The sequence below is a fragment of the Nonomuraea basaltis genome, assembly GCF_005893125.1.
Lineage (GTDB): Bacteria > Actinomycetota > Actinomycetes > Streptosporangiales > Streptosporangiaceae > Nonomuraea > Nonomuraea basaltis.
In genome coordinates, this window is sequence record NZ_VCJS01000034.1 from 37,585 (window position 1) to 59,453 (window position 21,869).

Below are 21,869 nucleotides of genomic sequence, written 5' to 3' on the forward strand. Positions count from 1 at the left end.
GGGATCTCTCTATGTCTGCGCCTCCCGTGGTTGACCTTCCCATTGAGGACGAGCGGTTGGCGCAGGACGTGGCCACCGGTCTGGCTGCGGTGGAGAAGCTCCTGCGCTCGTCGGTGGAGAGCGAGGACGCCTTCGTCACGGAGGCGTCCAAGCACCTCATCGAGGCCGGCGGCAAGCGGTTCCGTACGCTGATGGTGCTGCTGGCCGCCCAGTTCGGCGACCCGTCCGCGCCGGGTGTGGTGCCCGGCGCGGTGGTCATCGAGCTGACCCACCTGGGCTCGCTCTACCACGACGACGTCATGGACGAGGCCCCGGTACGCCGGGGCTCCCCGTCCGCGAACGCCCGGTGGGACAACACCGTGGCCATCCTCACCGGCGACTACCTGTTCGCCCAGGCCTCCGACATCCTGGCCGACCTCGGTCCGGACCTGATCCGCATCCAGGCGCAGACGTTCTCCCGCCTCGTCCAGGGCCAGATCCGCGAGACCGTCGGTCCGCGCGACGACGAGGACCCGATCGCCCACTACCTCAGCGTCCTGGCCGACAAGACGGGCTCTCTGATCGCCGCGTCCGGCCGCTTCGGCGCGCTGCTGTCGGGCGCTCCGGCGGACGTCGAGGAGCGGCTCAGCCGCGCGTGCGAGGCCATCGGGGTGGCCTTTCAGCTCGGGGACGACCTGCTCGACGTGGCCTCCACCGGCATCCAGTCGGGCAAGACCCCGGGCACGGACCTGCGCGAGGGCGTCAAGACCCTCCCGGTCCTGTACGCCCTCGCGGCCGGCGATTCGCCTCGCCTGACGTCGCTGCTGTCGGGCCCGGTGGCCGAGGAGGACGTGGACGAGGCGCTGACCCTGCTGCGTGCGCACCCGGCGATGGCCAGGGCGCGGGCGGAGCTGAAGGCGTGGGTGGACCGGGCCCGTGCCGACATTTCCGGTCTGCCCGACATCCCCGCCAGGACCGCATTTTTGGCGCTATGTGACTACGTGGTCGAGCGTTCCGGCTGATTTCCTGACCCGGGCGGCTTTGCGGGCCGTCCGGAAGCTGTCGTACGTGAAGATCGCCAAGGCCAGCCAGACGATCGCGAACCCCATCCACCGGCTGGACGGCATGGTCTCCTTGGCGATCAGCACGCCGCACGCGAACTGCAGGACCGGCGCGATGTACTGCAGCAGCCCCATCGTGCTCAGCGGCACCCGGATCGCGGCCGCCCCGAAGCAGATCAGCGGCACGGCAGTGATGATGCCGGCCCCGACGAGCAACATGGCATGCCCGACCCCGTGGTTCGGGAAGGTCGACTCCCCGCTCGCCTGCAGGAAGATCAGATATCCCAGCGCGGGGAGGAGCAGCACCAGCGTCTCCACGGCGAGACTCTCGGTCGCCGCCACGTTGGCCCGCTTCTTGACCAGCCCGTACACTCCGAAGCTCACCGCCAGCGTCAGCGCGATCCACGGCAGCCGCCCGTAGTCGAGCGTCAGCACGAGCACCGCGACCGCCCCGGCCCCGACGGCCGCCCATTGCAGCGGGCGCAGCCGCTCGCGCAGCAGCACCACGCCGAACAGCACGCTGACCAGCGGATTGATGAAGTACCCCAGCGCGCTCTCCACGATGTGCCCCGTGTTGACCGCGTAGATGTAGGTGCCCCAGTTGAGCGTGACGACGATGGCGGCGACCGTCAGCAGTGCCAGCTTCCTGGGTTGCCTGGCCAGCTCCCGGAACCAGGACCAGTGCCTGCGCACGGCGAGGGCGGCGACGACGGCGACCAGCGACCACACCATCCGGTGGGCGAGGATCTCGACGGCTCCGGAGGGTTTGAGCAGCGGCCAGTAGAGGGGGAACAGCCCCCACATTGTGTAGGCGGCGATCCCGTACAACACGCCACGCCGAGAGTCAGGCATGTGGCCTATCTTCGCCCATTACCACCTTTAACCACAAATCTCCTTCTCTGCATGGAAATGTGTAGACCTACTTAAGCGTTGCGGTCTATGTACCCTGGGAAGAGACCTATGGAGGTAGTGCTATGGGCTGGCTGTTCGGCGGCAACAAGACATCGATGGTCCGACCTGAGGACGCTCTCCCGGGTCGCACGGAGACCATGCCCGTGCCGGCCCGTCACGCGGTCCTCGACGCCCCGCTCGCCCCGCCGTACCCCTCCGGACTGGAGGTCGCCGACTTCGGCCTGGGCTGCTTCTGGGGGGCCGAGCGCAAGTTCTGGCAGACGCCCGGGGTCGTCACGACGGCGGTCGGGTATCAGGGCGGATACACCACCAACCCGACGTACGAAGAGGTCTGCAGCGGGCTGACGGGGCACGCGGAGGTCGTGCGGGTCGTCTTCGACCCGGCGAAGGTGTCGTACGAGGAGCTGCTGCGGGTCTTCTGGGAGGCCCACAACCCCACGCAGGGGATGCGGCAGGGGAACGACGTGGGGACGCAGTATCGGTCGGCGATCTACTACCACTCGGCGGAGCAGCAGAAGGCGGCGGAGGCGTCGCGGGACGCGTACCAGCGGGTGCTGAAGACGGCCGGATACGGCGAGATCTCCACGGAGATGGCGGAGGCAGGTCCGTTCTACTTCGCCGAGGAGTATCACCAGCAGTATCTTCACCGCAACATTAACGGCTACTGCGGGATCGGCGGGACGGGCGTGGCCTGTCCGGTCGGCCTGACCTCCGGCGAGGCGTAGACCTGCACCCTCCCCGCCGGTTGCTGAGCATCCGTCGAGTCATTCTTTCACCGACCCGGCGGTGAGGCCGGCGACGATTCGCCGTTGCAGGAGTAGCACGAGCGCGATCACCGGGACCATGACGATCAGGGATGCCGCCATCTCATCGCCCCAGGGGATCGTGTACGCGCTGGACTGCGCGCCGATGTTGGAGATCACGACCGGCACGGTCCAGTTGCTGCTGTCCGACACGAAGGAGAGCGCGAACAGGTACTCGTTCCATGCCGCGATGATGGCGAGGATCGACGTGGCCGCCAGGCCGGGAGCGGCCAACGGCATCATGATGCGCCAGAAGGTCTGCATCGGGGATGCGCCGTCGATGTATGCGGCTTCTTCGAGTTCGTGGGGCAGTTGCTGGAAAAAACTGGCCAAGGTCCACACGGTGAAGGGCAGGATGAAGATCAGATAGGTGATGATCAGCGCGGGCAGTGTGTTGTACAGGTTCGTGGCCGTCAGCATCTTGTACAGCGAGCCGAGGATGGCGATGTTGGGGAACATCGACATCGCCAAGATGATGTAGCGCATCATGCTGCGACCGCGGAAGCGGAACCGGCCCAGAGCGTAGGCCGCGAACGCGCCCAGAAAAATGGAGATCACCGTGACGGACACGCCGACGATCACCGAGTTGATGATGCTCTGCATGAAGCGCGGGTCGCTGAGGGCGTTGTTGAAATGCTGAATCGTGAATTCCTGCGGCACGTAGGCCGCAGGGGTCGCGTAGATCTCCCGATCTGGTGAAAGAGCTGTCTTCGCGGCCCAGTAGACGGGGAAGAGCAGGAAGACCGCGATCGCGAGGACGAGCAGGTACAACAGCACTCGCCGTACCCAAGCGGCAGGTGTTCGCCCATGCCAGAGCCGGACCCGGTGCCTCGTCTGCTTCCTCATGGTCGGGATCTGTGGGATCAGGGTGTTGGTCACTTGTTGTTCATCCTCGCGTTCAGGCCCACGTACATCGTGATGAAGACGGCGATGAGCAGCATGGCGGCGACGCTGATCGCCGAGCCGTAGCCTGCCTTGCCGAAGTCGACGATGTTCTGCTCGATGTAGATCGACATCGTGGTGGTGTCTGCTCGTGCGCCGAAGAGCACGTAGAACACGTCGAACACGCGCAGTGCGTCCAGACTGCGGAAGACCAGTGCGACCAGCAGTGCGGGCCGAAGCTGCGGCAGCGTGATGGAGAAGAACCGCCGGACCGGTCCCGCTCCATCCACCTGCGCGGCCTCCTGAGTGTCGCGCGAAATGGATTGCAGCCCGGCCAGCAGCAGGAGCGCCATGAACGGCGTCGTCTTCCATATGTCGATCGCCGAGACCGACAGCAGCGCGGCCGTACGGGTGCCGAAGAAGTCGAACGGCTCACTGGCCAGGTGCAACTTGTCGACGAGCAAATCGTTGAAGACGCCGTAGCTCTGGTTGAACATCAACTTCCAGATGCTCGCCGAGATCACATTGATGATCGCGAACGGAACCAGCAACAGTGCCCGCATGATTCCACGACCGATGAAGACGCTGTGCAACGTCAGCGCGAGAATCATTCCCAGCACGACCTCGACCGCGACCGTGATCACCGAGAACTCGATCGTGATCCAGACCGAGGACCAGAAGGCCGCGTCCTCCAGCAGGGTCGTGTAGTTACCCAGGCCGATCCAACTGGAGGTGCCGCCGAAGGTGTCGTTGGTGAAGCTGCGGTAGATCGTGGTGATGGCCGGGTACAACGCCACCACAGCCGCCACGGCCAGGCTGGGAGCCAGCAGGATCCAGGCGAGCCGAGCCTGTTGCGCGGCGAGGCCGGCGCTCGAGTGACGAGCGCGGCCGGAGCGTCGCGGAGCCGTCATCCGATCAGTTCCCGCAGATCGCCGGCCATCTTCTTCACTCCCGACTCCACGTCCGAACCGCGAAGCATCGCGTTCACCGCCTGGAAAATGATCGTTGATGCCTCGTTGTACTGGGCGCCGACCTGGGTCGGACGCGCGAACGGGACGACCTTCTGCTTCAGAGCCGGCAGCGCGGCCTGTACCTCCGCCATGGCGGCGACGGCCGGCTGGGCGGGGACATCGGCGGAATTGATGGCTCGATAGGCCTGCGCCTCGGGGCTGGTCAGGTAGCGCAGCCACTCCACGGCGGCCTCCGCGTTCTGGCTGTTCTTGTTGATGGCGACCGCCCATCCGCCGGCGGCCGCGGCGGTCGTGGCGCCGGGCCCGGTGCCCGCGGGCAACGGCGCGACCGCGAACTTCCCGGCGACGTTCGACCCCTTCTGCAGGTCTTCGGCGTACTCCCAGTTGCGCATGAAGGCCGCGTTGCCTGCACCGAACGCGCTGTGCGTCTCGTCCTCGGTGAATGTGGTGACGCCTGTCGGAGAGATCTTGCCGACCCAGCTCTGGGCCAGCTTCAGAGCGGCGATCGCTTTCGGGTTGTCGACCGACACGGTGGGTCCGTCGATGAACGTGCCGCCGTTGTAGGAGGCTACCCATTCCAGAGCGTTGCAGGTCAAGCCTTCGTAGGCGTTGCCCTGGAAGACGTAGCCGGCGAATGCCTTGTTGGCCTTCTGCTCACCGGCCTGGATCTTGGTCGCCATGGAGGTGAGCTCGGGCCAGGTGGCCGGCGGCTTGGAGAATCCGTACTTCTCCAGCAGATCGGTCCGGTAGTAGAGGCGCCCGAACCCGCCGTACCACGGGTAGGCCACGAGGCGGGAGTCGATCGTGTTGACGGCGATGAGGTTGGGGTAGCTCAGCGCGATCTCGGCCTCGGTGAGATGATCTTTGAGGTCAAGGAGGTACTGGGCCAGCGCGGGCGGATAGATGAGGTCCACCAGCAGGACGTCGGGACTGGCCTGATTGGCGGCGAGCAGACGCTGGTCCGCGGCGTACGCGTCGGACGTGCTCTTCGGAAGCGGAACGGTCTTGATCTTGATTCCGGTCTCGGCCTCGAACTGCTTCGCCAGTTGCTGAGTGGTGGACATCTCCGTACCGAAGCCGGGGATGTCGGTGGCGACCGTCGTACCGGCGTATTTCTTGGCGGTGGCGGCGTTGTGCGCGGCTGGAGCGGCCGGCAGCCCTGCGGCCGACGCGGTGCCGCTGCTTGCGCCGATGCCGCCGCCGATGCCTTTGCCCTCGCCGCAGGCCGCCAGGAGCGCAGCCCCTCCAAGACCCATCACACCGAAGCGTAGGAAGTGCCGGCGGTCGATGCCGGCTGGGATCGCGCCATGACGCACCGTGTCGTTCATCTGGGTCCTCCAGTGGAAGGTCTGCGTCGATGTAGCGAGACGATAGGCCGACATCGGTATAGATGGCTAGTGTTCCGATACCCAGAATTAACACGATCTTCCATGAGCGCCCCGGGTGGCCAGGCGGCATTAACGAACCTCTTTGCCGGGGACTGACCAGCTACGTCAGCGAGCCGTGGGTCGTGCGTCAGCCGCGGAGTACGTTCACGGGCGCCAGCCGGCTGGCCGACCGGCGACCTTGACCGGCACACAGGCGTCTGCTTACATAACGACCTGTATAGATGGCTGCTCGCGGAGGTCGAATACATGCCGGAAGGGACGAACGGGTCGGGCGTCTGGCGGGTCGCGGTGCTCGGCTTCGATCACATGCATGCCGGCGATCAGCTGCGCCTCGCCGCCGAACACCCCAGCGTGGAGCTGGTAGGCGCGTGGGATGACCGGCCAAGCCGTGGCAGAAGCGTGCTCGCACACCTGGGCCTGCCTGAGACCCTGCTCTACACCGACGTCGACGAGATGCTTCAGCGCGCATCGCCGCAGATCGTCATCGTGTGCTCGACGACCGCCGACCATGTGCGCTGGGCCGAGTACCTGGCTTCCCATCGGGTGCATGTGGTCGTCGAGAAGCCCTTCGCATCCTCGCTGGCCGATGCCGATCGCATGATCGCCGCCATGCGCGACACCGGACGCACGCTGACGGTCAACTGGCCGCTGGCGTGGTATCCGCCCCATCGCACGACCAAGCGGCTGGTCGGCGAGGGAGCCATCGGGGAGGTCGTCGAGATCCACTACTACGACGGCAACCGTGGGCCCCTCAAACACGCACACGACAAGCGCGAGGTCGCGACGGGCGAAGACGTCGCCACCAAGAACGCGTCATGGTGGTATCAGCGAGCCGCGGGCGGCGGTTCACTACTGGACTACCTCGGGTACGGCGTCACGCTGGGCACCTGGTTCCGCGACGGGGAACTGCCGAGCGAGGTGACGGCGGTGACCTACCTCCCGCCCGGATTGGAGGTGGACGAGCAGTCGGTCGTCACCGCGGCCTACCCCGGCGGCCTGTCCACGTTCCAGACCCGGTGGGGTACTTTCACCGATCCGTGGACCATCCAGTCCGCGCCGCGTTGTGGATTCACCGTCATCGGTTCTGAGGGAGTCATCACGAGCTGGGATTACGCCGAGACCATCACCCTGCACACCGCCGCCCGGCCGGAAGGCGCCCCGGTCGCCGTGGACGTGCTGCCGGCGGCCGAACGGGATCACCTCGGACTGCTCATCGATTCGCTGGAGCGCGACGTACCGGTCGCCGGACCGAGTTCCTGGGGCATCTCCCGGGCGGGACAGCAGATTGTCGATGCGGCCATCTTGAGCGCACGCCTGCGCAGACCGGTCTCGCTCGCGGACGTCGCCGCTGCTCAGCCGCTTACGGTCGGGACCGGCCGATGACTGCCGACGACAGAACGGTGCGGTATCTACCGCAGGAGCCGCGGCACTACCGGCCGGGCATCGGGTTGATCGGCTGCGGAGGTATCAGCGCTCTGCACCTCGCCGCCTATCGAGAGGCCGGCTACGACGTGCTCGTGCTGTGCGATCTGATCGCCGAGCGTGCGTACGAGCGGCAGGCGGAGTTCTTTCCGGTCGCTCGTGTCATCACCGATTACCACGAGATGCTCGCCATGCCAGAACTCGAGGTGGTCGACATCGCCACCCACGTCGATGTGCGCCCGCCGATCGTCGAGGCCGCGCTGCGCGCCGGCAAGCATGTCCTCAGCCAGAAGCCGTTCGTGCGCTCGCTGGCCGAAGGGCGGCGGCTGTGCGCCATCGCCGATGAAGTCGGCCGCACGCTCGCGGTCAATCAGAATGGGCGCTGGGCGCCTCATTTCTCCTATCTTCGCCATGCCGTCGCGGCCGGTCAGATCGGCACACTGACCTCTGCCGACTTCGCCGTCTACTGGCCGCATGATCGGATCGTGGAGAGCGATCCACGCTTCTCCAAGATGGAGGACTTGATCCTCTACGACTTCGGTATCCACTGGTTCGACCTCATCGCCAACCTTTTCGGGGAGCATGGTGAGGCCCGGAGCGTCATGGCGAACTGCGGCACGCGCCATGGACAGGTCATCCCGGTCCCGACACAGGCCCAGGTCCTCATCGATTTCGACGACGCGCAGGTCAGCCTCGTATTCCGCGGCTCCAGCAGGTGGGCTGAATCCGGCAGCTACCGGGTCGAAGGAACAACTGGTGTGCTCACCCACACAGGGCAATCGCTCGGCGGCCCGGACGTCGTTCTCACTGACGCACGCGGCACTCACCCGGTGACCGTTGAAGGCGACTGGTTCGCCAACGGGATGCGCGGAACGATGGGCGAGATGCTCCGCGCGATCGAGGACGGGCGGCGGCCGGGCATAGAGGGCCGGGCTTCATTGCCGGGACTGGCGCTGTGTTACGCCGCGATCGAGTCATCGCGTACCGGGTTGCGGGTCGATCCCCGTGACGTCGACGCGCTTCCGCGATGAAGCCGGCCTGCCCCGCGCTGATGTGCCGACGCCCTGGCGCCGGTGCGTCAGCCGCGCTCGAGGACGACATCGAACAGGTAACGCTCGCCGACGTAGGAGGTCTCGGTGTATTCCATCGGTGCTCCCTGCTGATCGAAAATCGTGCGACGTTCGACCAGCAGCCCGGCCCCCACCTTGACCGCCAGCAGTTCGGCCTCAAGCGGGGACGCGGTCGCCGCCGTCAGCGAACCGCGAGCCAGCGTCGGCTCACGCCCCAGCTCCCGCACGAGTTCATGCATCGACGACGTCGCTAGGTCCGCCTGCAAGATCGGCGCACTACCAGGAGGCAGGATGGCACGCTCCAAGGCCAAGGGGATCCCGTCGGCCAGACGCACCCGCGTCACGGCGACGACACGATCAGCCGCGGCGAGATGCAACGCGCGCAGCTCATCTGCCGAGCCGGCTCTGAGTCCAGCATTAAGCACCCGCGAACTGGGCACTCGTCCGCGGGATCGCATGTCCTCGGTGAACGACCGCAGTCGGTTCATCCCGCGATGGATGTGATGATCGGCGATGAAGCTACCGCTGCCCGGCACGCGATAGATGGCTCCCGCATTGACCAGACGCAGCACAGCCTGACGCGCGGTCATCCGGCTGACGTTGAAGCGCTCACACAGCTCGCTGTCGCTGGGCAGCTGATCACCAGGTTGACCAGCGGCGATGAGCTTGCGGAGATACTCCTCGATCACCACGTAACGCGGTGTGCGAGCGGCAGCCACAGCCGGCTCCCTTCTCGTCGCAGCAACTACGAAGCTAGGTTACTCCATGTCTAGAGGGCTAGATAACCAAGATCGGACGCTGGCGGGCGCGCCCGAGGTGGCGTGCTGGCTGGGTGTCGATGTCGGCGGCACGAACATCAAATGGACGATCCTGAACGGTCGTGAGGTGGTCGCATCCGGCTCGATGCCCACGGCGCGCGATGGTGAGCATTCCGTCGTCGATCAGGTCGCCGAGCTGATCAACGAACAGGCAGGCGATGTCAGGGGGGTCGGGATCACCGTTCCCGGCCATGTCGATGCCGCTACCGGCCGGACCGGCATCGTGCCCAATCTGCCGGGACAGTGGCGTGACTTTCCGTTGGGCGCCGTCCTGACCAGGGCCACCGGACACCACGTCGCTGTGCTCAACGACGCCCGGGCATTCGCTCTCGCCGAGTTGCGCCTCGGCGCCGCGACCGATCTCGCTGACGCGGTCTTCGTGGCCATCGGAACCGGGGTGGGCGGCGCCGTCGTGCTCGGCGGAAGACTGCTCGGCGGCGTCGCGGGCCGCGTCGGCGAAGTCGGACACGTCAGCGTGGTACCCGACGGGCCACTGTGCGGCTGCGGCGGCCGCGGCTGCGTCGACGCCGTCAGCGGCGGCGCCGCATTGGTGACAGCCGCTCGCGCCGCCGTCAGGGCTGGCGCCGCCCCCCTTCTCGAACGTCGCAGCGGCGGCGACTTGGCGCGGCTCACTCCCGCCGCCATCTTCGCCGCGGTGGTCGACGATGATCGGGAGGCGACGGCGATCGTCAGCCACGCGAGCGCCGCGCTGGCAGCCGGCGTCGCCAACGCGTGCGCTCTGCTGGGGATATCCAACGTCGTCCTCGGCGGCGGGCTCGCGCACCGCTATCCCGGCCTCGTCGATGTCGTCAGACGGCGACTGGAGACAGTGGCGCCGCTCATCGGGCCGTCACTCATCCGGCTCGCCCACTTCACCGACCATTCCGCCGCAATAGGTGCCGCTCTCGGCGCCCAGGACGATCAATCAACCCTCTTGGAGTACACGTGAGATGGACTGATCAGGCTCGCCGCATTCTGGACGCACTGGACAGCACCCAGCAGGACCCGATCGAGCAGGCCAGCCAGATCGCCGCCCGTTCGATCGGTGGCGGCGGGCTGGTCCACGCCTTCGGTACCGGACACTCCCGTATCCCGATTGAAGAGCTCTTCCCCCGCTACGGGTCCTACCCGGGCTTCAGCCCGCTGGCCGAGCTGTCGATGACCTTTCACACTCAGGTCGTCGGTGCCAACGGCCAACGCCAGGCGATGTTCATCGAGCGTATGGAAGGTCTCGCCGACGTCATCCTCGCGAACTTCCAGCTACGACCCCAAGACGGCATGATCATTTTTAGCGCGACCGGGCTCAACGCCGTGCCGATCGAAATGGCCATCGGCGCCCGGAAAGCCGGCCTGCCGGTCATCGCGGTCACCTCCTTGGCCGCGACCAACGCCGCAGAGGCGCGGCATTCGTCAGGAACCAAGCTCGTCGATCACGCCGACGTCGTGATCGACCTTTGTACCCCTGTCGGCGACGCTCTTTGTGAGATCCCGGGGCTGGATACTCCGGTAGGCCCGGGAAGCACTCTGGCCGCCGTCGCCATTGTCAACAACATCAAGGTCCGCACCGCCGAACTGCTGGTGGCCGCAGGGCGCATGCCGGCCGTGCTGACCAGCGGCCAGCTCGTCGGCTCCGAACGGTCGACGGCGATGTTCGAGGACGCGTACCTCGATCACGCGGCCCGCGCCGCCGCCGTCCTGCGCAAGAAGGCACTTTGATGTCCGGGCGCGTCCTCGTCGCCGGCGCCCGTGGCGGCATCGGCGCCTCGGTGATGGAAGCGCTGGCAGCTGAAGGATGTGCCGCCTACGGTGTCGACCGCGACGACGTCGACGTGACCAGGCCCGGCGGAGCAGAGTCCGCCGTCAGGCAAGCCAGCGAGCGCCTCGGCGGCCTGGATGGAATAGTGCACGCCATCGGCATGAGCGGGCGCGGCCTGGGAGACGGTCCGATAACCGACTGCACCGATCAAGCCTGGACCGAGGTGCACCGGGTCAACCACGAGTCGGTCTTCCGGCTGCTGCGAGCAGGGATTCCGGAGCTGGCCCGAGGCGGCGGGGGGTCCATCGTCGTCGTGGGCTCGGCGCTTGCCACGACCCTCGCGGACGACTTCCTCACGGTCGCCTACGCGAGTGCGAAAGGAGCCCTGGTGCCCCTCGTCCGCTCGGCGGCCTACGAGGCGGCCCGCTCCGGTGTGCGCATCAACATCGTCGCGCCAGGGCTGGTGAACACACCCATGGCGCAGCGCGCTCTGGGAGACCCGGATATCACCCGCTCGATGGCGGCGCTACAGCCCCTGAGCCGCCGGGCGCTGGAACCCGCCGAAGTCGCCGCCGCGATCCTCTGGCTGCTGTCGGACGCGGCCCGCACCATGACCGGCGCCGTCCTCCCCGCCGACGGCGGCTGGACCCTACGCTAGCGCGACGAACGGAGCAGTGGAGTGTCTCTCGTCCAGACGGTCCGCGGGCCGGTCGAGGCGGACAGCTTGGGCGTCGTCGACGCCCACGAGCACGTGTTCCTGTCCAGCCCGGCCTTGCCCGGGGAACACTTCGACGACCCGGACAAGATGTGTGCTGAGCTGAGCCTCGTCGCCGGCAGCGGCATCGACACCGTAGTCGACTTGACCACGGTGGGGCTCGGACGCCGGCCCACTCACCTGGCCGAGATCTCGCGACGCTCCGGCGTCCAGGTCGTGCTGGCCACCGGCTATCACCGCGACGCCCACTACACCGCCGATCACTGGGTCCACCGCGAAAGCACGGACGTCCTGCTGGATGTTCTGCTCACCGACCTGCGTACCGGCATCGACGACCGGGACTGGCGCGGGCCGGCACCGCTGCCGACAACGGTGCGTGCCGGACTGATAAAGATCGGCGCCTCCTATCAGCGGATCACCTCCGGTGAACGCCGCCGGATCGAAGCCGGCATCGAAGCGGCACGGTTGGCCGGGGTCAGCGTGGCCGTGCACTGCGAGATCGGAACGCTCGCCCACGACATGCTCGACATGGCCGAAGCCGGCGGGCTGAGCCCCGACCGGGTCGCACTTGCGCACATGGACCGCAACGCCGACCTGGACCTGCATCGCGAGCTCGCCCAACGCGGCGCGTACCTGCTCTACGACACGGTCGGCAGGATCAAATACCGGCCCGACTCCGACCTCATGGCGCTCATCGAGCGGCTCCTCGACGGCGGGCACTCCGAACGACTGATGCTGGGAACCGATGTCGGCCGCAGCACGATGCTGCGTGCCTATGGAGGCGGGCCGGGGATGGACGTACTCGGCCGCGACTTCTTGCCCCGGCTGCGCCGCCGCATCGGCGATCAACCGGTCAACCAGATCACTCGCACCAACCCTGCCCGATTCCTCGCCATAAAGGATATTTCTTGATGCCCCCGAGTTCATTTCGCCTCGCCACCGCGATCACGCCGGTGCTCGGTCAGGTCCCGCAGGTAGCCACCGTCGACGTGCTCGTGGCCGGTGGCGGATCAGCGGGCTGTGTCGCCGCGATCGCCGCCGCTCGCTCAGGCGCTCGCGTGCTCCTGGTCGAGCGCCACGGATCCCTCGGCGGCATCGGAACCAGCGTCCTGGACACGTTCTATGGCTTCTACACCCCAGGCCCGAACGCGAAGGTCGTCGGAGGAATCGCCCAAGAGGTCGTCGATGCGCTTACGATGCGTGACGCCGCCTTCATCCGGCCGAACACATACGGCGCAGGAGGAGGTGTCACGTATTCCCCCGAAGTGCTGACCATGGTGTGGGACGAACTCGTCGCCGGCAGCGGCGCTGACGTCCTGTTCCACACCATGGCGATCGACGTCATCGTCGACGCCGAAGGAGGCGACGTCACCGATGTACTGCTGGCCACCAGGAACGGCCTGCTCAGGGCCTCTGCGAGCGTGGTCGTCGACTGCACCGGCGATGCGGATATCTGCGCCCACGCCGGCGCCGGCTACGACGGAGCGGAGACCGGGGAACCCGTTCAAGCGCTGACCACGACGTTCCGGGTCGCCAACGTCGACACCGACCGCGCCCGGTCGTTCCCGAAACAAGAACTGTTCGAGCTGATGGCTCAGGCTGCGAGCCATGGTGACTACGAGCTGCCTCGGCAGGAGGGCAGCATCCACCGGACCCCGGTCGACGGTGTTTCACTCGCCAACATGACACGGGTGGTGGGCGTCGACCCGACCGATGTCCGCCAGCTGACCCGCGCCGAAATGGACGGACGGCGGCAGGTCGGGGAATACGTTCGGTTCCTGCGGGACCTCGTACCCGGTTACGAGAAGGCCAGCCTGGTCGGACTGTCCTCGCACATCGGCGTACGCGAAGCTCGCCGGGTCCACGGCGACTACCGGCTGACCGCCGACGACGTACTGAGCGCACAGCGCTTCGATGACGCCATCGCTCAATGCGGCGCGCCGATCGAAGACCACAGCGGCGGCACCGACACCCTCTGGCGCTACATCCCGGACAACGGCGTGTACGACATTCCCCTACGCTGTCTCCTCCCTGTCGGTCTGAACAACGTCATCGTCGCCGGACGCTGCCTGTCAGCCACTCACGAGGCCCACGCCAGCGCACGCTCCATCGCCCAATGCATGGCCATGGGACAAGCTGCGGGGACGCTCGCGGCGCTGAGCAGCGCCAGTCGCAAGCCTCTGCGTCAGATCGACGTCGCAGAGCTACAACGCCACCTCTGCCGCGATGGAGCAATGCTCAGCCCGAAAACATCGATCTGACACGCGCGAGCGCATCCACCAGCACACCATCGCTCCCGGCTGCCCGGCTCGGCTGCCTCGCCGTGGATGACGGCCGCGACCGACCAGCTCGAAGGGGTCCAGAACGTACCACCCCACATCCTCATCCCATCTGCCAAGCCCCAGCAGGTCATCGACATGCTCACCGAAGAACTGCAGGCCGGCGCCCCGTTCGGCTACCTGGCCGCCGACTTGGGCACGCCAGCGGCGGACGTGTAAGGACCTTTTCCTGGCGCTGCGGCTGGGCTAGCAGACGCCGGGCAACTTACACACCTTGGCGGCCATCTTCCTGGCGTTTTTGGTCAGTCGGCCGGGGTCGTAGGCTCCCTCGTCGGTCGTGTAGATCATCAGTGCGCTGCCCTTGCGCGCGACGATACCGGTGATCGTCTGGTTCACTCTGCCGTCCTGCCAGGTCTGATAACCCATGCCTATGGCCTCGTCTCCCGCCTTGGCCTTACTCGTCCGCCACTGGATCTTGAGTTCGGGCGCCGACGGGTCGTCCTTGCGCGCGCATCGCTTGACCTCGGCGCGCAGACGGGTGAGCGCGGAATGGGCGGCGCGGCGGCTCTTGTAGATGACGAGCTGTTCGGAGGAGCCGCTAGGTGCGCTGGTCCAGTGCGTAATCGTGCGGGCTGCCACCCGGTCGCGGTCGACGGCGCGCTGGCGCACGCACGGGTTCAGCTCCAACGGCTTGGTGAGCTTGTCGCTGATCTGGTAGCCATGTTCGTCTGCCTCATGGGGATCCAGGTGCCTGCGCGCGTCGCGTTCGGTGAGCAGGAAGTTCTTCGGAATCTCGGTCACGGTCGCCGGGGACAGGGCCAGCATCAAGGAGAGTGTCACGCTGATCATGAAGAGTTTGATGCCGGCGGGAGCGGCTTGGTTCGCAGTCCTCTTCGGCACGGACACGCCCGCGGGCGCGGTCCGATACGGATGCCTGTCGCATGTCGCATGTCGCATGTCGCCAGAGCATGCGTTTATTTCGAATGTTGCGGATGCTGCGAAGAGGAGGTGCTGTGATGGCAGACGTCCAGGCCAAGCGAGTCCCGCCCGGGGTCATCGACGCCGAGATGGCCGATCGCGCCGTGCGCCGGATCAAGGACTACCTCATGCGATATCCCGGGCAGTCAAGCATCCGGGTCGCCGGCGAGCATGGCGGCGAAGACCCCTTGATCCTGCCTCGCGAAGCCGTGAGCCTACTCGCCTTCATCCTCGCCCAGGCGGCCGAGGGGCGGGGGGTCACGGTTATACCGTCCCACGCTGAGCTGACGACACAGCAGGCGGCGGACATGCTGAACGTCTCGCGGCCCTATTTGATCAAGCTGCTGGAAGCGGGTGAGATCCCCTTCCGTTTGATCGGTAAGCACCGGCGAATAACGTGCGAGGACCTCCAGGAGTACAAGCGTCGCGATGATGCTAAGAGACGTGTAGCTGTTTAAAGTGCCGAACGGTTATTGCGGCCTCGGAGTCATCGGGGTTGCCTGCCCGGTATACATCGGCCCTGCGGGCGAATGACGACCCGTCGTATGCGTTGGCCCCGGAGCTCCCGCATTTCCGGGGCCAACGCATACCCTCCGATCCGGGAGGCAGCGGCCGTGACCCACCTTCAGAGCGCCGCTGGGCCGGCTAGGGCGGGGAGCTTACGTTGGATGAGGTCGGCCATGGCGGCCTGTCCCTGCTGGTTGAGGTGCAGGACTGCGTCGATGCCCTCCTGGCCCGGAGCGAGTGCGTCGAATCCTCGGTAGAAGGGCGGCTCGGCCTGGCACAGCGAATGGTCCTCGAACTCGGGCCGGAGATCGACCGAATTCACGTAGGGGCTGACGAAACGGGCGTTTACCCCTCGTGCCTTGGCGGCCTTCGTGGCGTTCCTCAGCGTCGCGTCGAGCTCTCTCGCGACCTGGTTGCCTTCCACCCGCTCCTGTGCGCTGAACACCTGGCTGTCGCAGATCGGGTCCAGTGTGACGCCCTCGGCGTTCTCGCCTGGTGTGACCTGCTGTCCGTACGCGGTCAGCACGATCTTGGCGCGCGGGCTGCGGGTCTTGATGTCGATCAGGAGAGCCGTCAGCCTCTCACCCATGGCCGGTAGCAGACCTCTGATCGCTGTGGCGGGCGCGCCCGAGCAGTCCGCCTGGATGCACAATCCGCCGAATCCGGCGAAGTCGATATCGCCGGTGCCGATGCTCAGCATCACCACGTTGGTGTTGCGCTTAAGCGCGTCGAACTGAGGGGGCTCGCCTTTGAATGATTCCCGTAGTGTTCTGATCGCCGAGCCGCTGCAGGTGACGTTCGTGAAATTCACCTGCTTGCCACGCCGGCGGAGTTCGTCGACGATGACCGAGGAGTAGGAGTTTGCGCTGCGGAAGCAGCCTGCCTCGGTGCCCGGTTCGTAGTTACCGGCGCCGGTGCCGGATCCATAAGAGTCACCCATCGCCACTATGTTCAGCGACCCTGTGGATTCGGTGGCGTTGGCGGCCGTAGCGGGTAATACACTTAGCGTGCTGATGGTGAGAGCTGCTAGTAATGATTTCATGACGGCATCGTAGTGATATGCGACATGGAATGCGACGAACTCAGTGTGTTTCACGCTTTGTATATCTTGAGATGCAGAGCGCAATTCGGCGTATCGCCGCAGGTCAGACCAATGCCGTTTAGATATTGGTTGATCATTTGGGCGGAATTCGGCGGCGTTGGAAGGGGGGCGCCTCCTCGTGTGCTTTCTCTGTGAACGGCAGGGACCATCCGCAGATCGGAACGGCGGTACGACCGCCCGGCTCGGGCGACGGAAGCGGGAGCGGGGTCAAGCGGTGTGGGCATGCTGGCGTGGATGGACGGACACCTCGAGGACGATGGCGTGGGCGCCGTCGTCGTCGACGAGGTGTTCTTCCACTGTGGGACCGGCGATGCTCAGCTGGTGGCGGTGCAGCCAGCCGAACAGCTCCTGGCCTGCGCGGATCATCCCTGCCGAGGGTGGGACGACGGCTCGTACGACGGTACGAGTGGGCAGGGTGAGTGGCTCGCCGGTGTGATCGGTCGTGACCGCGGCGGCGAATCCTCCCTCCGGTTCCCCATTGAGCCAGGTCAGCAGGGTTGCCGGTGGTGCCGGGCAGACAGCGACCAGTTCAGATGGGTGATCGAGACTCATCCGACGGACGCGGAGCCGTCGGGGGCCCACCACGGTCTGCTGCGGAAGGATCGACATCGGCGTGGCGAGGTGGTCCTCGGCGTGTGCTGCGGTCGCGGCCAGCGTGGCGATGTCACGCCGGATGCTCGTCACGATCTCGCTCAGTGCCTGCCGTAGCTGTGTCTCGGGTGCGTCCAGCAGATCGGCGATCTGGCGTAGCGGCAGGCCGAGGCGCTGCAGTCCGCGGATGCGTTCGAGCCGCGACAGCTCGGCCACGCCGTACCAGCGGTAGCCGGTGGCGCTGTCGACCGTGGCGGGAACCAGCAGCCCGATCTTGTCGTAGTGGCGCAGGGTGCGTTCGGATACGCCGGCCATGCGCGCCAGTTGCCCGATCCGCCACATGACGTCCCCTCTCCTGGCCTGTTGACTTTGCCCCTGCGTGAAGGTTCTACCGTCACCGTCCATGACTGATCTGAACCCTCGGAACCGCCTCACCGGTGTGCTGCTGTTGACCTCCGTCCTAGCCATGGTCGCCGGTGCGGCCCTCGTGGTGCCATCGGGGTTGACCCTGAATCCGTCCGACCCCGGCGCCGTGCTGGCCGCGGTAAGGGAGCAGGCCGGCCTGCACCTGACCGGGTTGGCCCTCGACGTGTTCGGCTGGCTGGCACTGACCGCGGCCGGGCTGGTGATGGCCGCTCTCTCGGTCGAGGCGCCCAGGCCGCACACGACGACGCCGACCGGCGGCCTACTGGCCGCTGCCGGGCTGGCCGGTCTCCTTCACGACGCCGGAAACCTGGCACTGACCCAGTTGGCCGCCGACCCCACCGCCCCGGCGGCCGCCACCGTGGCCTTGGCGGTCCTTTTCACCGCCAAGTGGGCGGTCAACCTGGCCGGGCTGCTGTGGGTCGCTGCCACCGCCGCCGGAGCAGCCGGTATCCCGATGCCCACCGGGCTTCGTATCAGCGGCGTGATCGCCGCGCTTTCCGGTCTTGCCGCGGTGGCGCTTCCGTGGACGACCGGGACCGATGGCCCAACGGCGGCGCTGGAACAGTTCGGGTACGCCCTGCACCTGCCGATCATGATCTGGTACGGCGTGCTGGGCTGGCGGTATCTGCGTAGTCGGAAACCGGCGTCCGATACCGCAGTCGCGGCGTGAGGCGGTCTGGCTCGTACCCGTAGCGGCGTGGCGGCCTGATCTGTTGCTCCAGCCTCTCTTGGTCGTGGCGCTCATGGGGTGGCTGATCTTTCGCTGGTCGTCACGCAGGAAGTGGGTGCGCTGGTGCGCCATCGCCTTCGAGGCGATCGCGGTCGGCAGTCACCTCGTCACGGTCACCATCGACGGTGAGCTCGGTTGGATGACCCTCATCGACCCGGCCACCCTCCTGCCGCTCGCGATCGTCATCGAGTTGCTCACACAGTCGGCAGCACGCTGGTTCGACCGCTGACGTTGCCACCCATGAGGTCAGGGGCGCGTTCCAAGCCGAACGCCGGACTGGCCTGGGGGCACCTTCTGATCTCGGCGAACTACACCACGTCCGCTAACGCCATCGCGAGCACGGCCAGCATCACCACAAGCGTAAGGACAGCCATCACATGCCGAGCTCTCACCATGGCCCGGCCCACCGCGCGTTTGTGCCGCAGAGCACGATGCACCGCTCGTCGGGCGCGTAAATCGGTGATCTGTCTGCGATCCATGGCCTGATTCTGCATCCTTGTGGCGCGAGCCGTACACACCGAACGGCACGCGCTCATGACTGGCATCTTCGTCGTGAAGCGCTCTATGTCTGGGCTACTGCTGGCCGGGGTCGCCCGCCCGCGTGCGGCGGCGGGCGCGAACGGCCCCCACGCCGCACGTCTGGCGAGGCGTAGACCTGCGAAAATAGTGAGGTCCTCAGGCCAGTCCGCGTCCGGACCAGGTGGCCTTCGAGCAGTACGTGGATGCTGCGGGCATTACGGCGTCTCACTCCACCGTCGTCACGCCGGTTCCATCGGCCGGGTCCCCTCGATCTCGCTGGCGCTGTCCGCTTGGGCGGGTAGGAGCAGGGCGGTGACGACCACGACCACGGACAGCACCGCGCCGATGATGAAGGCCAGCCGCATGCCGTCGAGGTTGGCGAGCGCCTCTGTGGCTCCCGCGGATCTCAGGGCATCGGCTCGCGCGCTCATCACGGTGATCACGAGCGCGGTGCCGAAGGCGGCGGCGACCTGCTGCAGCGTGCTCAGGATCGAGCTGGCGTGGGAGTAGAGCGGCGGGGGAACCGCTCCGAGCCCGAGGGTGAAGACGGGGGTGAAGGTCGCGGCCAGACCCACCATCAGCAGCGCGTGCAGACCGAGGAGCTGCCAGAACGGCATGGTCATCGTGACCTGGGTGAAGCCGGCGAGCGCGAGCATGATCCCGATCGAGCCGGGGATGACCAGAACCCTGCCGCCGAACCGGTCGAACAGGCGGCCGACGGTCGGACCGAGCAGCCCCATCGCGAGGCCGCCCGGCATCACGAGGAGTCCGGTCTGCAGGGCGCTGAGCTCGCGGACGTTCTGCAGGTACAGCGGCAGCAAGATCATCGAGCCGAGCATCGACATGAAGGCCACCGACATCAGGATCAGCGCGACCGTGTAGGTGCGGTAGCGCAGGGTACGCAGGTCCAGCAGCGGCACGCCGCGCTTCTGCAACGACAGTTGGCGGACGACGAAGACGGCGATGGCGGCCAGGCCGGCCGCCACGATCGCGGCGGCGACGCGGACGTCACCGCCCTCGAACCGGCTGAGCCCGTAGACCAGGCCGCCGAAGCCGGCAGCCGCCGTCACCACGCTCAACCAGTCGACGGTGCTGAACTGGGGCTCTCCGACGTTCTTGAGCTGCTTCAGGCCGCGCCATGCGATCACGGCGGCGATGGGGAACACCACGGCGAACAGCAGCCGCCAGGACCCGAATTGGAGGATCACCCCCGAGACCGTCGGGCCCATGGCGGGCGCGACCGAGATGGCCAGGGTGACATTGCCCATCACCCGGCCCCGATCCGACTCGGGCACCACCTGCATCAGCGTGGTCATCAGCAGCGGCATCATCACGGCTGTCCCGGACGCCTGGATGATGCGGGCGCCCAGCAGCACCTCGAACGACGGCGCGACGGCGGCCAACGCCGTGCCGAGCAGGAACAAGCCCATCGCGGTGGTGTATGCGCTGCGGGTGGACACCCGCTGGAGGAACCATCCGGTGATCGGGATGACAGCGGCCATGGTCAGCATGAAGGCGGTCGAGAGCCACTGTGCGGTCTGCTCGGTGATGTTCAGCGCACCCATCAGCCGCGGGATCGCATTGATCATGATCGTCTCGTTGAGGATGACCACGAACGTGGCGAGCACAAGCAGCCGGATCACGGCCGGGGTGCGACCCGGAACGGCGGTCGCGGACTTGGCGGGTGAGTCGAGCTGTGGGCTGGACACGGCACCTCTATCGGGGTTGTCGAACATGACGTGGTCATGGCTGGCGTCCCCAGCCTCGGGTCTAACAAGAAGTTGTGGTCATGCAAAGAATGACCGGCACCACCGACAAAACTCATCGCCCGTCCTCAGCATTCCGGCAAGTGATGCGAAATGTCACCCGGTTTTCACCGGCGGACGACGATCCCAGATCACGCAAAGGAGCACCCGAATCGCTCCATGACCTGGGCGAATACCTCGCACACCACACGCCCCGAGGGCTGGGTCACCACGGTAGCGAGCACCACGAACCGGGAATCGTCATCGATCCCAGGTGACCAGCTTGCACGTGCGGTCGAACAACCTGATGATCCTCTGCGGTAGGGGACGGCTGTCGATCAGCCGGGCCGACAGCCGCCTCATGGGTACCGGCGTGTGCCCGAGGGGCGACTGGAACCGTTCGAGCCGATCCCTTGGCCGCGCGGAGATGGCGTCACCCACTGTCTGCGCTCAGTGCCTCGGCCGTGATCGTCAGTGTTCCGCGCGGCGGGCGAGGAGGTATGCCTGCGGGAAGCCCCGCTTGGGGTCCTCACTCGGGGCGATGACCAGCCGGGCCACCTCGGCGAGCCCGGCCGTGAGCAGTAGTTCGGCCACGCGGTCGGGCGAATACCGGTAGGCGAGTGACACAACGTGGTCGAACGCCTCGGCCAACTCGTCAGGATCGTCGTACGCCTGGAAGCCGAGCAGCAGGTAGCCGCCGGGCGCCAGCACGCGGTGGAACTCGGCGAGCGTTCCGGAGAGTCGTTCGGGTGGGGTGTGAATGATCGAGTAGTTGGCCAGGACCCCGGCCAGGGAAGCGTCGTCCTCCGCAAGAGCATCCATCCGCCCCACCTCGAAGCGCAGCTTCGGATGAGCGACCCGGGCGAGTGCGATCATCTCCGGTGAGAAGTCGACGCCGAAGGCGTTCACGCCGAGGGAATGCAGATGCGCCGTGACGTGGCCGGGGCCGCATCCCACGTCCGCCACCAGGCCGTCGCCGGTGGTCCGGATCAGCTCGGCGAAGACCGGGATCATCGCGTGGTTGAGTGGGCTGGAATGGTAAACCCCAGGGATGTCCTCGGCATAGCGGGTGGCGACGGCGTCGTACGCGGCGCGGGTAGCGGTGGAGAAGTCCGGCTCGGTCATGGAGGGCCATGCTATGCCTGTCCGGCAGACTGTGATCTTGCTTGTCGCGCCTCGCACATGCGAGGTGAACGGCCAGGCGCCGATTCACCG

General features: G+C 66.6%; 24 protein-coding genes. 13 read left to right on the forward strand and 11 right to left on the reverse strand.

Features of this window, described 5'->3' with window-relative positions:
• Nucleotides 1-11 precede the first annotated feature (11 nt).
• Nucleotides 12-1,001 (forward strand): polyprenyl synthetase family protein, encoded by a 990-nt coding sequence (locus EJK15_RS18360; protein WP_138711666.1) that lies wholly within the window; start codon nucleotides 12-14, stop codon nucleotides 999-1,001.
• Here EJK15_RS18360 and rarD read toward each other — a convergent pair.
• On the reverse strand, nucleotides 969-1,892 hold the full coding sequence (rarD, locus tag EJK15_RS18365) for an EamA family transporter RarD (RefSeq protein WP_138711667.1): 924 nt from the start codon (nucleotides 1,890-1,892) through the stop codon (nucleotides 969-971). The two genes, EJK15_RS18360 and rarD, sit on opposite strands and share 33 nt — an antisense overlap.
• A gap of 122 nt (nucleotides 1,893-2,014) precedes the next feature.
• Between rarD and msrA the strand changes: the two genes are divergently transcribed.
• Nucleotides 2,015-2,677 carry a peptide-methionine (S)-S-oxide reductase MsrA gene (gene msrA, locus EJK15_RS18370; protein ID WP_138711668.1) on the forward strand — a complete coding sequence of 221 codons (663 nt, stop codon included), beginning with the start codon at nucleotides 2,015-2,017 and terminating at the stop codon, nucleotides 2,675-2,677.
• 39 nt (nucleotides 2,678-2,716) lie between these two features.
• Here msrA and EJK15_RS18375 read toward each other — a convergent pair whose 3' ends face one another.
• The 3 genes from EJK15_RS18375 to EJK15_RS18385 are packed head-to-tail and all read right to left on the reverse strand — an operon-like array spanning nucleotide 2,717 to nucleotide 5,936.
• The gene (locus EJK15_RS18375) at nucleotides 2,717-3,634 is read right to left on the reverse strand and encodes a carbohydrate ABC transporter permease (RefSeq protein WP_206060937.1); all 918 of its coding nucleotides are present in this window, start codon (nucleotides 3,632-3,634) and stop codon (nucleotides 2,717-2,719) included.
• On the reverse strand, nucleotides 3,631-4,548 hold the full coding sequence (locus tag EJK15_RS18380) for a carbohydrate ABC transporter permease (protein ID WP_138711669.1): 918 nt from the start codon (nucleotides 4,546-4,548) through the stop codon (nucleotides 3,631-3,633). The genes EJK15_RS18375 and EJK15_RS18380 overlap by 4 nt, the downstream gene beginning before the upstream one ends.
• Complete coding sequence (locus EJK15_RS18385; RefSeq protein ID WP_171074393.1) at nucleotides 4,545-5,936, reverse strand: extracellular solute-binding protein; 1,392 nt, start codon at nucleotides 5,934-5,936, stop codon at nucleotides 4,545-4,547. Before EJK15_RS18385 ends, EJK15_RS18380 begins: the two co-directional genes overlap by 4 nt.
• Before the next feature lie 306 nt (nucleotides 5,937-6,242).
• Between EJK15_RS18385 and EJK15_RS18390 the strand changes: the two genes are divergently transcribed.
• Entirely contained in the window at nucleotides 6,243-7,379 is a 1,137-nt protein-coding gene (locus EJK15_RS18390; RefSeq protein WP_138711671.1) for a Gfo/Idh/MocA family protein, read from the forward strand.
• Entirely contained in the window at nucleotides 7,376-8,449 is a 1,074-nt protein-coding gene (locus EJK15_RS18395; RefSeq protein WP_138711672.1) for a Gfo/Idh/MocA family protein, read from the forward strand. The genes EJK15_RS18390 and EJK15_RS18395 overlap by 4 nt, the downstream gene beginning before the upstream one ends.
• Nucleotides 8,450-8,496: 47 nt before the next feature.
• Here the strand turns inward: EJK15_RS18395 and EJK15_RS18400 are convergent, their stop codons facing one another.
• Entirely contained in the window at nucleotides 8,497-9,180 is a 684-nt protein-coding gene (locus tag EJK15_RS18400) for a GntR family transcriptional regulator (protein ID WP_206060938.1), read from the reverse strand.
• A 124-nt stretch (nucleotides 9,181-9,304) separates the two neighbouring features.
• Here EJK15_RS18400 and EJK15_RS18405 point away from each other — a divergent pair, with 124 nt between their 5' ends.
• The 6 genes from EJK15_RS18405 (at nucleotide 9,305) to EJK15_RS70680 (ending at nucleotide 14,275) form a co-directional block, all read left to right on the forward strand.
• On the forward strand, nucleotides 9,305-10,255 hold the full coding sequence (locus tag EJK15_RS18405) for an ROK family protein (RefSeq protein WP_171074394.1): 951 nt from the start codon (nucleotides 9,305-9,307) through the stop codon (nucleotides 10,253-10,255).
• Nucleotides 10,252-11,022, forward strand: a complete 771-nt coding sequence (locus EJK15_RS18410) for a sugar isomerase domain-containing protein (protein WP_206060939.1) — start codon at nucleotides 10,252-10,254, stop codon at nucleotides 11,020-11,022. Before EJK15_RS18405 ends, EJK15_RS18410 begins: the two co-directional genes overlap by 4 nt.
• Nucleotides 11,022-11,720, forward strand: coding sequence for an SDR family NAD(P)-dependent oxidoreductase (locus EJK15_RS18415; RefSeq protein WP_138711675.1), 699 nt, complete (start codon nucleotides 11,022-11,024; stop codon nucleotides 11,718-11,720). Before EJK15_RS18410 ends, EJK15_RS18415 begins: the two co-directional genes overlap by 1 nt.
• A 21-nt stretch (nucleotides 11,721-11,741) precedes the next feature.
• Nucleotides 11,742-12,689, forward strand: coding sequence for a phosphotriesterase family protein (locus tag EJK15_RS18420; RefSeq protein ID WP_138711676.1), 948 nt, complete (start codon nucleotides 11,742-11,744; stop codon nucleotides 12,687-12,689).
• Nucleotides 12,689-14,038: an FAD-dependent oxidoreductase gene (locus EJK15_RS18425; RefSeq protein WP_138711709.1), complete on the forward strand. Its 1,350-nt coding sequence runs from the start codon at nucleotides 12,689-12,691 to the stop codon at nucleotides 14,036-14,038. Before EJK15_RS18420 ends, EJK15_RS18425 begins: the two co-directional genes overlap by 1 nt.
• Nucleotides 14,039-14,104: 66 nt before the next feature.
• Nucleotides 14,105-14,275: a hypothetical protein gene (locus EJK15_RS70680; RefSeq protein WP_171074387.1), complete on the forward strand. Its 171-nt coding sequence runs from the start codon at nucleotides 14,105-14,107 to the stop codon at nucleotides 14,273-14,275.
• 27 nt (nucleotides 14,276-14,302) lie between these two features.
• On the opposite strand, the gene EJK15_RS18430 is transcribed toward EJK15_RS70680, so the two are convergent.
• Nucleotides 14,303-14,905, reverse strand: a complete 603-nt coding sequence (locus EJK15_RS18430; RefSeq protein ID WP_138711677.1) for a hypothetical protein — start codon at nucleotides 14,903-14,905, stop codon at nucleotides 14,303-14,305.
• Nucleotides 14,906-15,072: 167 nt separating this feature from the next.
• Here EJK15_RS18430 and EJK15_RS18435 point away from each other — a divergent pair, with 167 nt between their 5' ends.
• The gene (locus EJK15_RS18435; protein WP_138711678.1) at nucleotides 15,073-15,492 is read left to right on the forward strand and encodes a helix-turn-helix domain-containing protein; all 420 of its coding nucleotides are present in this window, start codon (nucleotides 15,073-15,075) and stop codon (nucleotides 15,490-15,492) included.
• Nucleotides 15,493-15,659: 167 nt separating this feature from the next.
• On the opposite strand, the gene EJK15_RS18440 is transcribed toward EJK15_RS18435, so the two are convergent.
• Nucleotides 15,660-16,637, reverse strand: coding sequence for an SGNH/GDSL hydrolase family protein (locus EJK15_RS18440; RefSeq protein ID WP_138711679.1), 978 nt, complete (start codon nucleotides 16,635-16,637; stop codon nucleotides 15,660-15,662).
• Nucleotides 16,638-16,850: 213 nt separating this feature from the next.
• Nucleotides 16,851-17,576 (reverse strand): MerR family transcriptional regulator, encoded by a 726-nt coding sequence (locus tag EJK15_RS18445; RefSeq protein WP_138711680.1) that lies wholly within the window; start codon nucleotides 17,574-17,576, stop codon nucleotides 16,851-16,853.
• A gap of 61 nt (nucleotides 17,577-17,637) precedes the next feature.
• Between EJK15_RS18445 and EJK15_RS18450 the strand changes: the two genes are divergently transcribed.
• Together EJK15_RS18450 and EJK15_RS18455 are read left to right on the forward strand one after the other, a co-directional pair.
• Entirely contained in the window at nucleotides 17,638-18,330 is a 693-nt protein-coding gene (locus EJK15_RS18450; protein ID WP_138711681.1) for a hypothetical protein, read from the forward strand.
• Nucleotides 18,331-18,373: 43 nt separating this feature from the next.
• A complete protein-coding gene (locus EJK15_RS18455; RefSeq protein WP_138711682.1) occupies nucleotides 18,374-18,619 on the forward strand; it encodes a hypothetical protein in 246 nt (81 codons plus the stop codon).
• 79 nt (nucleotides 18,620-18,698) lie between these two features.
• Here EJK15_RS18455 and EJK15_RS72805 read toward each other — a convergent pair whose 3' ends face one another.
• The 3 genes from EJK15_RS72805 to EJK15_RS18465 all read right to left on the reverse strand — a co-directional run bounded on the left by EJK15_RS72805 (nucleotide 18,699) and on the right by EJK15_RS18465 (nucleotide 21,779).
• Nucleotides 18,699-18,869, reverse strand: coding sequence for a hypothetical protein (locus tag EJK15_RS72805; RefSeq protein ID WP_206060941.1), 171 nt, complete (start codon nucleotides 18,867-18,869; stop codon nucleotides 18,699-18,701).
• Nucleotides 18,870-19,148: 279 nt separating this feature from the next.
• Nucleotides 19,149-20,618: an MDR family MFS transporter gene (locus tag EJK15_RS18460; RefSeq protein ID WP_240777040.1), complete on the reverse strand. Its 1,470-nt coding sequence runs from the start codon at nucleotides 20,616-20,618 to the stop codon at nucleotides 19,149-19,151.
• Nucleotides 20,619-21,125: 507 nt separating this feature from the next.
• Entirely contained in the window at nucleotides 21,126-21,779 is a 654-nt protein-coding gene (locus tag EJK15_RS18465) for a class I SAM-dependent methyltransferase (RefSeq protein WP_138711684.1), read from the reverse strand.
• Nucleotides 21,780-21,869 lie beyond the last annotated feature (90 nt).

What these genes read in the sequence shown, in the direction of transcription:
- EJK15_RS18360 (WP_138711666.1), top strand. Translation starts at nt 12, where the DNA reads ATGTCTGCGCCTCCCGTGGTTGACCTTCCCATTGAGGACGAGCGGTTG.
- rarD (WP_138711667.1), bottom strand. Translation starts at nt 1,892, where the DNA reads ATGCCTGACTCTCGGCGTGGCGTGTTGTACGGGATCGCCGCCTACACA.
- msrA (WP_138711668.1), top strand. Translation starts at nt 2,015, where the DNA reads ATGGGCTGGCTGTTCGGCGGCAACAAGACATCGATGGTCCGACCTGAG.
- EJK15_RS18380 (WP_138711669.1), bottom strand. Translation starts at nt 4,548, where the DNA reads ATGACGGCTCCGCGACGCTCCGGCCGCGCTCGTCACTCGAGCGCCGGC.
- EJK15_RS18385 (WP_171074393.1), bottom strand. Translation starts at nt 5,936, where the DNA reads ATGAACGACACGGTGCGTCATGGCGCGATCCCAGCCGGCATCGACCGC.
- EJK15_RS18390 (WP_138711671.1), top strand. Translation starts at nt 6,243, where the DNA reads ATGCCGGAAGGGACGAACGGGTCGGGCGTCTGGCGGGTCGCGGTGCTC.
- EJK15_RS18395 (WP_138711672.1), top strand. Translation starts at nt 7,376, where the DNA reads ATGACTGCCGACGACAGAACGGTGCGGTATCTACCGCAGGAGCCGCGG.
- EJK15_RS18415 (WP_138711675.1), top strand. Translation starts at nt 11,022, where the DNA reads ATGTCCGGGCGCGTCCTCGTCGCCGGCGCCCGTGGCGGCATCGGCGCC.
- EJK15_RS18425 (WP_138711709.1), top strand. Translation starts at nt 12,689, where the DNA reads ATGCCCCCGAGTTCATTTCGCCTCGCCACCGCGATCACGCCGGTGCTC.
- EJK15_RS70680 (WP_171074387.1), top strand. Translation starts at nt 14,105, where the DNA reads ATGACGGCCGCGACCGACCAGCTCGAAGGGGTCCAGAACGTACCACCC.
- EJK15_RS18430 (WP_138711677.1), bottom strand. Translation starts at nt 14,905, where the DNA reads ATGATCAGCGTGACACTCTCCTTGATGCTGGCCCTGTCCCCGGCGACC.
- EJK15_RS18435 (WP_138711678.1), top strand. Translation starts at nt 15,073, where the DNA reads ATGGCAGACGTCCAGGCCAAGCGAGTCCCGCCCGGGGTCATCGACGCC.
- EJK15_RS18445 (WP_138711680.1), bottom strand. Translation starts at nt 17,576, where the DNA reads ATGTGGCGGATCGGGCAACTGGCGCGCATGGCCGGCGTATCCGAACGC.
- EJK15_RS18450 (WP_138711681.1), top strand. Translation starts at nt 17,638, where the DNA reads ATGACTGATCTGAACCCTCGGAACCGCCTCACCGGTGTGCTGCTGTTG.
- EJK15_RS72805 (WP_206060941.1), bottom strand. Translation starts at nt 18,869, where the DNA reads ATGGATCGCAGACAGATCACCGATTTACGCGCCCGACGAGCGGTGCAT.
- EJK15_RS18465 (WP_138711684.1), bottom strand. Translation starts at nt 21,779, where the DNA reads ATGACCGAGCCGGACTTCTCCACCGCTACCCGCGCCGCGTACGACGCC.